The sequence below is a fragment of the Brachyspira sp. genome (genome assembly GCF_050873525.1).
Classification (GTDB): Bacteria; Spirochaetota; Brachyspiria; order Brachyspirales; family Brachyspiraceae; genus Brachyspira.
On sequence record NZ_JBNMIZ010000056.1, the window covers coordinates 1 to 13,160 of the forward strand.

A 13,160-nucleotide genomic window follows, 5' to 3' on the forward strand; every position below is an offset into this window, starting at 1 on the left:
CTTCTAAACAATTTAATAAAGTGAAAATATTTTTTATATCGCTATAATATTCATTATAGTTTAATTCTAAATAATCTATTTTTTGTTCACCATTTTTTTCGTTATAATATATTTTATTGTCTTCAGAAATTGTTAATTTTATTTTTTCTTTAATCTTATTTTCCAATTTATTTTTTAATTCATTTTTATTTTTAATATCAGAATTATTTTCTATAAATTCGCTTATTTCCATACCAAAAGAAACTATCATTCCTATTAAATGATACATATCGTTATCTAAATACCAATCTTTTATTGTAAAATAATAATCTTTTATATTTTTCCAAATTTCAACTTTATTCAAATCTTCTTTATATTTATCATATATCTCATCATCCCTTTCTAATTTATAATATAAACTAAATAATAATGATAATTTATTTACGGATTTATTTTTAGGCGCTATCCAATACCAAACTTCATCTTGAGCAAGCCAGCTTTCCATTTCATCCCATAATCTTCCAATATTGCTTCTAATTTCATTTATTAAAATTTCACTTTTATTTTCTTCAGATTTCATTTCGTTTTCGCTAATATTTATTATCAAATCTGCCTTTATTAATTCAATATCCGTCAATGGAACTCTTCCGCTATTCAAATTAGAAAATACGGCTTCGCTTGTAATATTATATTTAGTTTTTATTTCATGCTTATAAAAATAAACATTTTCAAGTTTTTTAGTAAATTCTTCAATATCAACAGATTTATCTTTAAACCAATTATGAATTGTAAATAAAGCCTGACAAATATAATAAATATCTTGTTTATCATATTTTTTATTTTTGCTTATATCTTCAAATAAATCTGTTTTATCTTTATATTTATCATTCTTTAAATCGCTTATAATATTGTTTATTTCATTATCTAAAAAACATTTCGTTTCGTCTCTTATTTCATAAGATAACAAATAATATTCTTTATCTAAATATTCTAAATATTTTAAAATTAAAAATATTGTGGTAAGTCTTTGCTGTCCGTCTATTATTTCCCATTCATTGTCATTTTCTATAATAGTTAAATTATGCAAGCAATGTTCAGTTTTACTATTATTATTAATACTATCTATATCATTTAGCAAATCTCTTACATTTTTATCTTCCCATTTATATCCTCTTTGATAACTTGGAATTTTAGATTTTTTTATATTTTCTTTTTTAATATATATTTTATCTTCTTCGCTCATATTATCTCCTAAAATCAAAATTTTTCTTATTATAAAACATAATCTATTTAAAACAACTTAATTTAATATAAAATTTACAAAAAATATTTTACGCTATATATAATTTTAATGTTCTTGTCGGTTAAATTATTTTTCATTTTGTATCTCCTATTTTTAATAAAATTTTATTATGATTTTTTAAGAAAATTAACCCAATTATCATATACTTCTTTAATTTTTTCATCTAAATAATTCATGGCTTTTTCTTTTATATCTTCGGGAATTCCGTAGGCGGCTTCGGCTATGCTTCCCGTAATTGCCCCAAGAGTATCGCTATCGCCTCCCAAAGATATTGCATTTCTTATCGCGTCTTCAAAATTATCGCTTTCCAAAAAAGAAACTATGGCTTGTGGGACGGTTTCCTGACAGTTTTCGTTAAAAGCGTAAGAAGGACGAATTTCATTTAGAGTAAAATTCAAATCGTATTGATATTCGTTTTCTATATAATCTTTAAGAATTTTTTTATATTCTTTTATAGCGTTTTTTGATTTTCCATAACGCATAAGAAATATTGAAGTCGCCGTTGCCTGCGCTCCCTTTATTCCTTCGGGATGATTATGAGTAACTTCGGCGGATTTTTTAGCCAAATCTTTCGTTAATTTTAATCCTTCTTCTATATTGAGATTTAATTTTGCAACCCAGCCGCAAGGAGACACTCTCATTGCCGAACCGTTTCCCCAGCTATTATAAGGTTTGCTTTCTTTAGAAGTAATCCATTTTGCAAAAGAACTTCCATAACCTATATTCAAATAAAAATATCCATACAATTTCATATATTGCGCAAAGTATCGCGGTTTTCCTCCTTCCATAATCGCTTCCGCAGTCGCAATAGTCATAACCGTATCGTCCGTAAAAAACATTTCATTTGAAAATAGATTAAATTTTTTTGTTTTAATGTTATCGAATTCATATATAGAACCGACAATATCTCCAATTATAGCTCCAAGCATTTTTATTCCTCCTCTTTTATTATATTTATTAAATGTTGTATATCTTTCGGAATCGGAGTTTTTATTCTCCTATTCCTAACCTCTTCGTAAATATAAGCAATTATTTCGATAAGAGCGTAATTTTTAAACTTTATATCTATATCTGGTTGATATTTGTCTATAGCATTCAAAAGTCCGATAGAACCGTATTCTTTTAAGTTTTCAAGTTCCCTATCTCTTATATAGTTATTTTTGAGATATATTTTAGAACCATATTCTACCAAATTTGAATATTTAACTACAAAAGACGCTTTTATTTTGGGAGATAAAGTTTTTTTATACTCTATCCAATATTCTTTTTCGTTTTCATCCGTAATAATAATTTTATTTGTATTATTATTTTTCATTTTAATTTCTCCTATTTTTAATAAAATTTCATATAAAACTATTCATTTCATAAATTATTATATATCAATACAAAGCTCCTTGAGATTATTTAATTTTCCTATTCCTTCCATTGGTAAATCTTTCAACTTCAAATTTACAGTCCTCTCGATATTAATACTTTCTAAATTAATTAATTTTTCAATTCCGTCTGGGAAATTTTCTAAATTACTACATTCAATACGAAACTTTTTAAGATTAATTAAATTATATATTTCTTTTGGCAATAGCTTCAAATTTTTGCTAGATATCTCAAGTATTTTAAGATTAATTAATTTTTTAATTTCATTTGGCAAGCTTTCTAAATTATAACAATAAATATAAAGTTTTTCAAGATTAATTAAATCCCATATTTCTTTAGGTAATTTCTTTAAATTATGGCAATAAATATGAAATTCTTTAAGATTACTCAAATTTTTTATCTCTTCCGATAATTCTATTAAATTACTGCATCTAATATCAAGTTCTTTAAGGTTCGTTAGCTCAAAAATCTCGGCGGGAATATGCTCTATTTTATCGTTTATTATAGAAATAGATAAAATTTGTTCTTTATCTTTAATTTTTAAGTCTTCAATATCATACTTTTCAGCAAAATCGCTTAAGTTTTTTATGTCTTTTTCGGTTAAATAATTTTTCATTTTGTCTCTCCTTTTCAAGATAATCTTCTACTTCTAAATACTTGAATATGATTAAGATTTGTTAAATTTTTCATTTCTTTTATTGGTAGAATTTTCATATTGAAAGTTCTATGATAAACAATATAAAGCCGTTCTAAATTAGTCAGTTTTTCAATTCCATCTGGAAAATTTTCTAAAGTCCAGCAACTAATATCAAGCGATTTGAGATTACTAAAATTACATATTTCTTTAGGCAATTTCAAATTTTCCCCATATATTCTCAGACTTTTAAGATTATTCAAATTTCCTATCTCCTTTGGTAATTCTGTTAAGTCATAAACACATATATCAAGTTCTTCAAGATTGATTAAATCGCCTATTTCTTTTGGTAATTCCGCATTAGATACAAATCTTTTTAGTTTAACCAAATTCTTTATATCTTTTGGAAATTTTCTTAAACTTTCGCAATTAATCTCAAGTTCTTCAAGGTTTATAAGTTTAAAAATTTCGGCTGGGATATATTCCGTTCTTATATAAAGCTCTTTAAGATTAATTAATTTTTCAATTTCTTTAGGCAATTTCGAATATCCATTCTGTATATCAAGCAGTTTAAGATTACTCAAATTCCCAATCTCTTTTGGTAATTCTATTTTATAAATATTTATACGAAGTTCTTCAAGGCTAATTAAATCGCCTATTTCTTTTGGCAATTCCGCATCAGATACAAATCTTTTTAGTTTAACCAAATTCTTTATATCTTTTGGAAGTTTTTTAAAACCTTCGCAATTAATCTCAAGTTCTTCAAGGTTTATAAGTTTAAAAATTTTAAGCGGAATATGCTGCTTTCTATTTATCTTTATATAAAGTTTTTTAAGATTAATTAATTTTTCAATTTCATTTGGTAAACCTTCTAAATTACTGCATCTAATATCAAGTTCTTTAAGATTAATTAAATCACCTATTTCTTTTGGTAATCGTTTTAAATTATCGCTATAAATATAAAATTTTTCAAGGCTACTCAAATTAGATATTTCTTTAGGCAACCGCTTCAAATTTTTGCAACTAATATCAAGTTTTTTAAGATTAATTAAATCACCTATTTCTTTAGGCAAACTTTTTAAATTATCACAATCAATATTAAGTGTTTCAAGGTTCGTAAGTTTAAAAATTTCGGTTGGAATATATTTTAATTTATAGTCGCTTATATCAAGTTCTTTAAGATTACTCAAATTTCCTATTTCTTTTGGTAATTCTATTAAATTATTGCAATATATAGTAAGGCTTTTAAGGTTAATCAAATTTTTTATATCCTCTGGTAATTTTTTTAACTCTCGGTAATCTATAGTAAGTTCCTCGATGTTTGTAAGCGTAAAAATTTCGGCTGGAATATGTTTTGATTCATGGTCGCTTATCGTAAGCTTTTTAATATTAACTAAATTTTTTATATCTTCCGATAATTCTATTAAATTACTGCATCTAATATTAAGTTTTTCAAGGTTTGTAAGTTTTAAAATCTCGGCGGGAATATATTTTATATTTTCATGAAATATATAAAGTTCTTTAAGATTAAAAATTTTTTCCTTGTCTTTAATTTTTAATTCTTCAATATCATACTTTTCAGCCCATTTGTTTAAGTTTTCAATGTCTTTTTTGGTTAAATTGTTTTGCATTTTAATTTCTCCTGTTTTAATAAAATTTTTTATATAATAATTATAACATGCAACCAGTATCGCTCACCGATACTTGTTTTTTATTAATTAACGATTTATTTCTTCATAAATCTTTCTTAAATCTTGTATAGCTTTCTAATGAATTTTCGATACTTTTATTTCTGATATTTCCAATTTCTTGCCTATTTCTTTTAAAATAAGTCCTTCATAATAATATAATTTCAATACATCGAATTCTTGTTTGGGTAATTTTTTCAAAATGTTTATAAATTCTTTTTTAAATTCTTTCTTTTCAAGCAAATATTCGGGATTTATTCTATCGTCTATATAACGGCTAAATTCATTGGAAGAAGTTGAAATCATATTAGCGTGTAAAATATATTTCATAATTCCTTTCCATTTTATTATTTTTATTGTTTCTTTAGCTCGCATATTTTCTCTTATAAATTTAACTGTTTTTTTTATTTCTTCTATTGTATCTACTCCCGTTAATCTTAATTCGTCATATATACAGCCTAGTATTAAATTAATTGCATACGGTTTAAATTTTATATCTTTATTCGTGTCGTATCTGTCTATGGCGCACAAAAGTCCGAAAAATCCCGCGCTTACTAAATCCCCATAATCCATAATCGTTGTTTCTGGTATTTTAGCTAGCATTTTATTAGCCACATGTTTTACCAAAGGAGCATATTTCTTAACTAAAGCCGCTTTAATTTGAGGGGATAAAGTTTTTTTGAATTCATCCAAATATTCTTTTTCGTTTTCGTCCGTAATAATAATTTTGTTTGTATTATTATTTTGCATTTTATTTCTCCTATGTTTAATAATTTATATATATATTATAACATGCAACCAGTATCGCTCACCGATACTGGTTTTATTTAAATTTATAAAAAATTTGAAAGCTTACGATTAATTATAACTTATCAATTCTATAAAAAATTAACAAAATTAAATTGCGTCATATAATTCATATACAACGCAATTTAACATAGGATTATAAATCAATTATTTTTTACATTCTTCAACTAATCTCTTTAGGAATTCTTTATATAGATATCTTCTTCCTAAACTTTTTATAACGCTTCCCTGTCTAAAAGCGTTAGGGTGATATATTCTAAAAGATTTTTCAGGCAAAACTTCATGCTCTACTCTTGCAAATTGTTTTTCTTTATAACCTTTAACAGCTTTGAAATCTACGCCGCTTAATTGCTTTTCTATATAATTGTCATAATTGTGTCCCGTTAAGAATAAAACTATATCGGGGTTAATTATTCTTATTTCATCTTCCAATATATTAAATTTAGTATCTATTAAATTTTGCACTTCTTTATTTAATTGAGTTCTTGGGGCTTTACTTTTAGAATCGATTTTCTTGTGGTATGAAAACTTTCTTATTTCAGCCCAAACAAAATAAGACCTTATTTCTTTTCTGTTTAGCTTGCCTCCGATTTCATTTACCGCATGGCATAATTCAGCTGGAAAAGAAAAGAAACCGCGTCTGGATAAATCATCGAAAGATTGACCTCTCAAATTATCCAACATAGTTATTCTAGGTTCGCTTCTAATACCGTAACCTCCGTTTAATTCTTGCCCTATTGCCATAATTTTATATTTTGATTTTTGATAATTTTGAGGGACGCTTGGTAAAAGTAAAGCCAATGGACGACATTTTAGTTCTTTATTAAGTTCCTCAATTTCTTTTATAACTTCATTTTTACTATTATACAATTTCAATAATTCTTGATTTTGTTTGTCATTATTAAACCATTCTAATAATTCCCGACTTTTTTCATTTTTTTCAAAAAGTGATAATATTTTTTCTTCAATATTCATAATTTATTTTCTCCTTTGCCTTGTCAACGGCATTTTAATTTTTTGTTTTTATTTTAATGATAGATTATATTATAAAACATAATCTATCATTAGTCAACCAACTACTTATTTAGCTGGAACATGTTTGTTTCCATGCGGATTTTTAGAACATGAGCTACTCGTTAAACCGCTAATACTCGAAGACGAACTTCCACAATATTTACATTCATATTTGGATTTTTCATCGCCCTCGTAAGGCACATGTTTATTCCCTTCTGGATTTTTAGAACATGAGCTGCTTGTTAAACCACTAATACTTGAAGACGAACTTCCGCAATACATACAATAGTATTTTGATTTTTCATCCCCTTCGTAAGGCACATGCTTTTTCCCCTCTGGATTTTTTGAACATGAGCTGCTTGTTAAACCGCTAATACTTGAAGACGAACTTCCGCAGTATTTACAATAAAATTTTTGTGACATTTTTTACTCCTTGTCAGTTTATTTAATTTTATTTATATTATAACATACAACCAGTATCGCTCACCGATACTCATGTATGAGAAATACCAAAAAAACGAATTTTTTTTATAAATTCTTGAAAAATGTATAAAAAATTCAAATAAATGAATAATTTTTTGACGCAAAAATTCTTTATATAGACGATTAAATGACTTTCCAAACGATTTGAAAATATATTTACGATTAACTTTTTTAATATCAATAAAATTGTTTTTAGATTTTTCGCAGTCGAAATTATAAGCAAAAAAGAATTTGAATAGATTTTTAATGAATAAATAGAATAATATTTTATAATTATTGTATAAACATAATTTTTGAAAAAGTTTAAAATAAAAGTCGTGACATGACGTGACGTGACATCATGAAATTGTTTAAGTTATATTTTCCGTTTATCATATTGATTGAATTATATAATAGATTAAAATTTTGTCAACAGTTTAAAAATAATTTTTTTAATATTGATTGCTTCGTTCCACTCGCAATGACGCAAATGTAGATTGTCATTGCGAGCTTTCGTAAGAAAGCGAAGCAATCCACTTTTAATAAAACTAAATTTTAAAATCAAATTTTATTTTAATTGGATTACTTCGCCTCACGCTGTGTGCCTCGCCAACGGCGGACTTTAGTCTCGGCAACGGCTCGTAATGACGATATATTATTTTTGTCATTGCGAGGACAAAGTCCGAAGCAATCCGATTTTATAACAAATCGATTTTTATTTTTAATATCTTGATAAAAAATTGTAGTTTTTATTTATGAAACAAAAAATTATTAAAATTATTTTTTAGTTATTTTTAACTTTCGCTCGCTTTTGTAAGCAATTCTACAATACTGTCATAGCCTCTTTCTTTTGCATAAGTTAAAGCGGTGTTTCCGTAAGTGTCTTTTATTCCGACATCCGCTTTCAAATCTATAAGCGTTTGCACGGATTGTTCATAACCGTTAACCGCCGCAAAAAATAAAGCGGTATATCCTACTCTGTTTTGAACATCTATATTAGAACCGTTTCTATTTAACAAACTAATAATTTTATCGTTTCCTCTTCCCGCCGCATACATTAAAGCAGTGTTCCCGTAATAATCTTTTATATTTATATCGGCTTTAGCGTCTATCAAAGCTCTCGCTATTCTGTTATATCCGTTCATTGACGCAAAAATCAAAGCCGTAACTCCTATATTATTTTGAATATCCAAATCGGCGTCTTCGTCTATAAGCATATTAACCAAAGCGGATTTATTATTAAAAGCGGCATACATTAAAGCGGTGTTTCCGTCTTTATCTTTAGCGTTAATATTGGCGTTCAAATTGATAAGAGCCTGAACCATATTTCTATGTCCGTTAATAGAAGCCAAAATTAAAGGAGTTCTTCCCATATTATTTGTCGCGTCAATATTTACGGAATTAGTGAATAATGGAAGCATATTTAATCTGTTATTAAAAGCGGCATACATAAAAGCATCGTTTCCGTTTGCATCTTTAATTTTAATATCCGCTCCGTTTTGTATAAGCATTTCCGCCGTAGAGTAGCTTCCCTTATAAACTGCGAACATTAAAGCGGTAAAACCGTCAGATTTTTTTTCGTTAATATTCGCTCCAGAATCAATAAGCAATTGCAAAACATTCGTATAATTATTAAAAGAAGCATACATTAAAGGAGTATTTCCGTTTGCGTCTTTAACATTTATATTCGCTCCAGAATCGATAAGCAATTTTGCCACATTATAACTTCCTCTATAAGCCGCAAAAGTTAAAGCCGTAAAACCTTCTTTATTTTTTACATTAACATCCGCCTTCGTATCCACTATAGCTTTTGCCAAATCGTAATTATTATTATAGGCAAGATTCATTAAAATAGTGTTGCCTTTTTCGTCTTTAATATTTATATTTGCTCCCGCTCCTATAAGCGCTTTAGCAATTTCGTTATTTCGATTATTCAAAGCGTAATTTAAAGCGGTAAGTCCTTCTTTATTTTTAGCGTTTACATTAGCTTTATTCTTTATCAATGTTTCCGTTAATTGTCTGTTTTTATTGATAGAGGCAAGTATTAAAGGAGTATTTCCGTCATCGTCTTTCGTTTCAATATCCGCTCCAGCTTCTATAATCATATCCAATATTCTATTATTTCTATTTGTTAAAGAATAAGTTAAAGCCGTGTTTCCTTCGCCGTTTTTCATATTAACATTCGCTTTCGCTTCTATCAACGATTGAACAAGCTGCTGATTTCTTCTCATTACCGCGTGAATTAAAGGAGTATTTCCATTTAAATCTTGTATATTTACACTAAAACCGTCTTGCGAAATTAATTCTATCGCCTCTTTAGTTTTATTCGCTCTTATCAATGCAAAAATATCGGAACTATCCTGCGCCGTTAATATAATGGAAAATACCATAATTATAACATAAACAATTTTTATAACTTTTTTCATAATAAATTACCCGCTTATAAAAACTTATATTTATATGATATAGTAAAAAAATAAAATTTCAATAAAAAATACTTTATATTTGACTAATTGAATAATTTGTTATAAAATAGTCGAATTATATTTTAAATTTAAAAAAGAGGTAAAACTATGGCAGAAATTAAAAATTATTATTTCTCTTCCGAATCTGTAACGGAAGGCCATCCTGATAAGATATGCGATGCCGTGAGCGATGCAGTCTTAGACGAATGTTTAAAACAAGACCCGCATTCGAGAGTCGCATGCGAAACTTTGGCAAAAACGGGCATGCTGATTTTGGCGGGCGAAATTACGACAAAAGCGAAATTGGATTATCAAAAAATCGCAAGAGGCGTGGTTAGACGAATAGGTTATACGAGCAGCGATATGGGATTTGACGCCGATACTTGCGCCGTTATGGAATCTATACATGAACAATCTCCAGATATTGATATGGGAGTAAGCGCGGGAAAAGGTTTATTCAATAAAACCGAAGGTAATAAATCCGAAGGAGCGGGCGACCAAGGAATAATGTTCGGATACGCGATAAACGAAACGGAAACTTTTATGCCTTTGACTATTCATTTGGCTCATAGACTCGCGGAAAGATTGGCTAAAGTTAGAAAAGAAAAAATACTCGATTATTTGAGACCAGATGGAAAGAGTCAGGTTACAGTCGAGTATAAAGACGGAAAAGCCGCAAGAATAGAAGCGGTTGTAATATCCACTCAACATGCGAAAGGAATAGAACATAAACAAATAGAAGAAGATATAAAAAAACATGTTATAAACGAAATATGTCCTAAAAATATGCTTGACGAAAATACAAAATATTATATCAATCCTACGGGTTTATTTGTAGTCGGCGGACCGATGGGCGATTGCGGACTAACGGGAAGAAAAATAATAGTCGACAGCTACGGCGGACATGGAGCGCATGGCGGCGGAGCTTTCAGCGGTAAAGACCCAACGAAAGTAGATAGGAGCGCATGCTATATGGCAAGATATATCGCTAAAAATATAGTGGCGAGCAAAATTGCCGGCAGAGCTTTAGTTCAATTTGCTTACGCTATAGGAGTCCCAGAACCGCTTTCCGTTTATGTAAATACTTTCGGAACTTGCAAAGTGCATGACGAGGTTTTGGCTGCGATAATAACTAAACAAATCGATTTGACTCCAGCGGGCATAATAAAACATCTTAATTTGAGAAGACCGATTTATGAAAAAACTACCGCTTACGGACATTTTGGACGCGAGGATGCCGATTTCACTTGGGAAAAAACGGATATTAAACATTTATTTGAAAGTCCAAAATAATAAAATTTGATTAATTAAATTGATTTTTATAAAAGAGATTTGCATTTTTGTGAATCTCTTTTTTATTTGATTTTATATTTTAATTTTATAAAAATTCTATCCGCTATATTCTTCAATATATTTTCTCATAAGATTTTTTATAGTTTCTTTATCCGATTCAAGCGAGGCAAAATCAAATTCTTCTACCATAATTTTTCTTTCTTCGGGGCTTAAACATTTAACCGTATCTTTCGCTATAAATAATTTTTTATATTGAGAGGCAATTAAAGTTTCATCGTCCATTAAAATTTCTTCATATAATTTTTCACCTTCTCTTATTCCCGTAAAAACTATTGGAATATCGTTTTCGTTTAATCCGTAAACTTTCAGCATATTTTTTGCCAAATCGAGTATTTTAACGGGTTTTCCCATGTCCAAAGAAAATATTATTCCGTTATTCAAAGAGCATGCTTTTATAACCAATCTTGCCGCCTCTCTAATCGACATAAAAAATCTAACCATTTCTGGATGCGTCACGGTTATCGCTTTTCCTTCTTTTATCTGCCTTTCAAAAACGGGAATAACGCTTCCGCTGCTTCCCAATACATTTCCGAATCTCGTTATTTTGAATATCGTGCTATTTTGTTCATGCGAAAAAGACATTATCATTCTTTCGCAAATTCTCTTGCTCGCTCCCATTAAAGATGTCGGACGAACGGCTTTGTCAGTAGAAATGAATACAAAATTTTTTATATTATTTTTTATAGAAAGAGACGCTATATTTTCCGTAGCGAGTATATTATTTTTTATAGCTTCTTCGGGATATTCTTCCATAAAAGGCAAATGCTTATAAGCCGCCGCATGAAATATTATATCGGGTTTATATTCTTTTAATATTTTATCGATTTTAATATAATCTCTCACATTTGAAATTATATATTTAAATTTATCTTTATTTTCGGACGAACTTATCGACATTATTAAAGAATGAATCGCGTTTTCGGAAATTTCTAAAGCGATTACTTTTTTAACTGGAAGAGTTATTAACTGCCGCACGAGTTCGCTTCCTATAGAACCGCCGCCGCCTGTAACCAATACTATTTTATTTTTGTAATAATCGTATATTTCTTTTTCGTCAAAACCGATTTCTTCTCTTCCAAGCAAATCCGAAGGTTCGAGTCTCCTAATATCTTTTAATGAAAAATTTCCTTTTATGATTTCAAAAATTCCCGGAACTATTTTATGTTTTATTCCCGCGCAAGATATTGAATTTAATATTTTTTCAAGTTCTTCTTTTTGTAATGTCGGTATGGCAATTATTATTTCGTCTATATTTATATTTTGCGATTTATATTCGTTTGCAATTTTTTCTATATCTTTTATTTTCCCTTTTACTTTTATCGAACGAACTTCTTTTTTGTTTTCATCATCGTCTAAAAAACATAGAATATTATAATCTTTATTTTTGTCGGATAATATTTCTTTAGCGAGCATTTTTCCCGCATCGCCCGCTCCTATTATAATAATATTTTTAATCATAATTTTTATTTCTTTAATTTAACAATTTAACTAACCACTCCGATATAAGGAATGTTTCTATATTTTTGAGCGTAATCTATTCCGTAACCGACAACGAATTCGTCTTCTATATCGAAACCGTTATAATCTATATTTATATTTACTTTTCTTCTTGAAGGTTTATTTAAAAGCGTGCATATTTTCAAAGATGCTATATTTCTTGTTTGCAGAACTTCGCAGATTTTTTCCAAAGTGTAGCCTGTGTCAATTATATCTTCCACGATAATAACATCTCTTCCTGTCAGCTGCACATCAATATCTTTCAAAATTTTTATTTCAGAACCTATTTTATTATTTCCATAGCTCGAAACTATCATAAAATCTATTTCTATCGGTATGTCTATATATCGCGATAAATCGGCTATGAATATAAAAGAACCTTTAAGCAAACCTATTAAGCAAGGCGCGTTTTCTTTGTGTCGGTAATCGTCCGATATTCTTTTTGCCAATTCTTTAACTTTTTCGTTTATTTGTTTTTCTTCGATAAGAATTTTTGATATTCCATTTTCTTTATTCATTATAAAAATCCGATAAATTAAAATAAATTAAACTATATTATAACTTAAAATATATTAATTTGAAAG

Annotated in this window: 12 protein-coding genes; 1 reads left to right on the forward strand and 11 read right to left on the reverse strand. The window is 28.3% G+C overall.

Translation table 11 applies throughout. From position 1 onward, the window contains the following. The 9 genes from ACR0QS_RS05425 to ACR0QS_RS05465 all read right to left on the reverse strand — a co-directional run. Positions 1-1,222, reverse strand: a 1,222-nt coding sequence (locus tag ACR0QS_RS05425) for a DUF262 domain-containing protein (protein WP_432632429.1), incomplete at its 3' end; no start/stop codon positions are given. 167 nt (positions 1,223-1,389) lie between these two features. Further along, positions 1,390-2,211: an ADP-ribosylglycohydrolase family protein gene (locus tag ACR0QS_RS05430; protein ID WP_432632430.1), complete on the reverse strand. Its 822-nt coding sequence runs from the start codon at positions 2,209-2,211 to the stop codon at positions 1,390-1,392. 2 nt (positions 2,212-2,213) lie between these two features. Further along, a complete protein-coding gene (locus ACR0QS_RS05435; protein ID WP_432632431.1) occupies positions 2,214-2,597 on the reverse strand; it encodes a hypothetical protein in 384 nt (127 codons plus the stop codon). 57 nt (positions 2,598-2,654) lie between these two features. Then, the gene (locus ACR0QS_RS05440) at positions 2,655-3,272 is read right to left on the reverse strand and encodes a leucine-rich repeat domain-containing protein (RefSeq protein WP_432632432.1); all 618 of its coding nucleotides are present in this window, start codon (positions 3,270-3,272) and stop codon (positions 2,655-2,657) included. A gap of 14 nt (positions 3,273-3,286) precedes the next feature. Beyond that, positions 3,287-4,921, reverse strand: a complete 1,635-nt coding sequence (locus tag ACR0QS_RS05445) for a leucine-rich repeat domain-containing protein (RefSeq protein ID WP_432632433.1) — start codon at positions 4,919-4,921, stop codon at positions 3,287-3,289. 135 nt (positions 4,922-5,056) lie between these two features. Then, positions 5,057-5,728 (reverse strand): sigma-70 family RNA polymerase sigma factor, encoded by a 672-nt coding sequence (locus ACR0QS_RS05450; protein ID WP_432632434.1) that lies wholly within the window; start codon positions 5,726-5,728, stop codon positions 5,057-5,059. Between the two features lie 204 nt (positions 5,729-5,932). Continuing rightward, positions 5,933-6,760 carry a hypothetical protein gene (locus ACR0QS_RS05455; RefSeq protein WP_432632435.1) on the reverse strand — a complete coding sequence of 276 codons (828 nt, stop codon included), beginning with the start codon at positions 6,758-6,760 and terminating at the stop codon, positions 5,933-5,935. Between the two features lie 105 nt (positions 6,761-6,865). Then, on the reverse strand, positions 6,866-7,222 hold the full coding sequence (locus tag ACR0QS_RS05460; protein WP_432632436.1) for a hypothetical protein: 357 nt from the start codon (positions 7,220-7,222) through the stop codon (positions 6,866-6,868). An 833-nt stretch (positions 7,223-8,055) separates the two neighbouring features. After that, positions 8,056-9,687 (reverse strand): ankyrin repeat domain-containing protein, encoded by a 1,632-nt coding sequence (locus ACR0QS_RS05465; protein ID WP_432632437.1) that lies wholly within the window; start codon positions 9,685-9,687, stop codon positions 8,056-8,058. Positions 9,688-9,834: 147 nt separating this feature from the next. On the opposite strand from ACR0QS_RS05465, the gene metK reads away from it, so the two are divergent. Beyond that, a complete protein-coding gene (metK, locus tag ACR0QS_RS05470; protein ID WP_432632438.1) occupies positions 9,835-11,019 on the forward strand; it encodes a methionine adenosyltransferase in 1,185 nt (394 codons plus the stop codon). A gap of 96 nt (positions 11,020-11,115) precedes the next feature. Here metK and ACR0QS_RS05475 read toward each other — a convergent pair whose 3' ends face one another. Further along, the gene (locus ACR0QS_RS05475) at positions 11,116-12,537 is read right to left on the reverse strand and encodes a polysaccharide biosynthesis protein (RefSeq protein ID WP_432632439.1); all 1,422 of its coding nucleotides are present in this window, start codon (positions 12,535-12,537) and stop codon (positions 11,116-11,118) included. Positions 12,538-12,563: 26 nt separating this feature from the next. Further along, positions 12,564-13,094, reverse strand: a complete 531-nt coding sequence (gene hpt, locus ACR0QS_RS05480; protein ID WP_432632440.1) for a hypoxanthine phosphoribosyltransferase — start codon at positions 13,092-13,094, stop codon at positions 12,564-12,566. Positions 13,095-13,160: the final 66 nt, after the last annotated feature.

Bases quoted from the DNA above. Each gene is read 5' to 3' on its own strand.
- hpt (WP_432632440.1), bottom strand. From the start codon at position 13,094: ATGAATAAAGAAAATGGAATATCAAAAATTCTTATCGAAGAAAAACAA.
- ACR0QS_RS05475 (WP_432632439.1), bottom strand. From the start codon at position 12,537: ATGATTAAAAATATTATTATAATAGGAGCGGGCGATGCGGGAAAAATG.
- ACR0QS_RS05460 (WP_432632436.1), bottom strand. From the start codon at position 7,222: ATGTCACAAAAATTTTATTGTAAATACTGCGGAAGTTCGTCTTCAAGT.
- ACR0QS_RS05455 (WP_432632435.1), bottom strand. From the start codon at position 6,760: ATGAATATTGAAGAAAAAATATTATCACTTTTTGAAAAAAATGAAAAA.
- ACR0QS_RS05465 (WP_432632437.1), bottom strand. From the start codon at position 9,687: ATGAAAAAAGTTATAAAAATTGTTTATGTTATAATTATGGTATTTTCC.
- ACR0QS_RS05450 (WP_432632434.1), bottom strand. From the start codon at position 5,728: ATGCAAAATAATAATACAAACAAAATTATTATTACGGACGAAAACGAA.
- metK (WP_432632438.1), top strand. From the start codon at position 9,835: ATGGCAGAAATTAAAAATTATTATTTCTCTTCCGAATCTGTAACGGAA.
- ACR0QS_RS05440 (WP_432632432.1), bottom strand. From the start codon at position 3,272: ATGAAAAATTATTTAACCGAAAAAGACATAAAAAACTTAAGCGATTTT.
- ACR0QS_RS05430 (WP_432632430.1), bottom strand. From the start codon at position 2,211: ATGCTTGGAGCTATAATTGGAGATATTGTCGGTTCTATATATGAATTC.
- ACR0QS_RS05445 (WP_432632433.1), bottom strand. From the start codon at position 4,921: ATGCAAAACAATTTAACCAAAAAAGACATTGAAAACTTAAACAAATGG.
- ACR0QS_RS05435 (WP_432632431.1), bottom strand. From the start codon at position 2,597: ATGAAAAATAATAATACAAATAAAATTATTATTACGGATGAAAACGAA.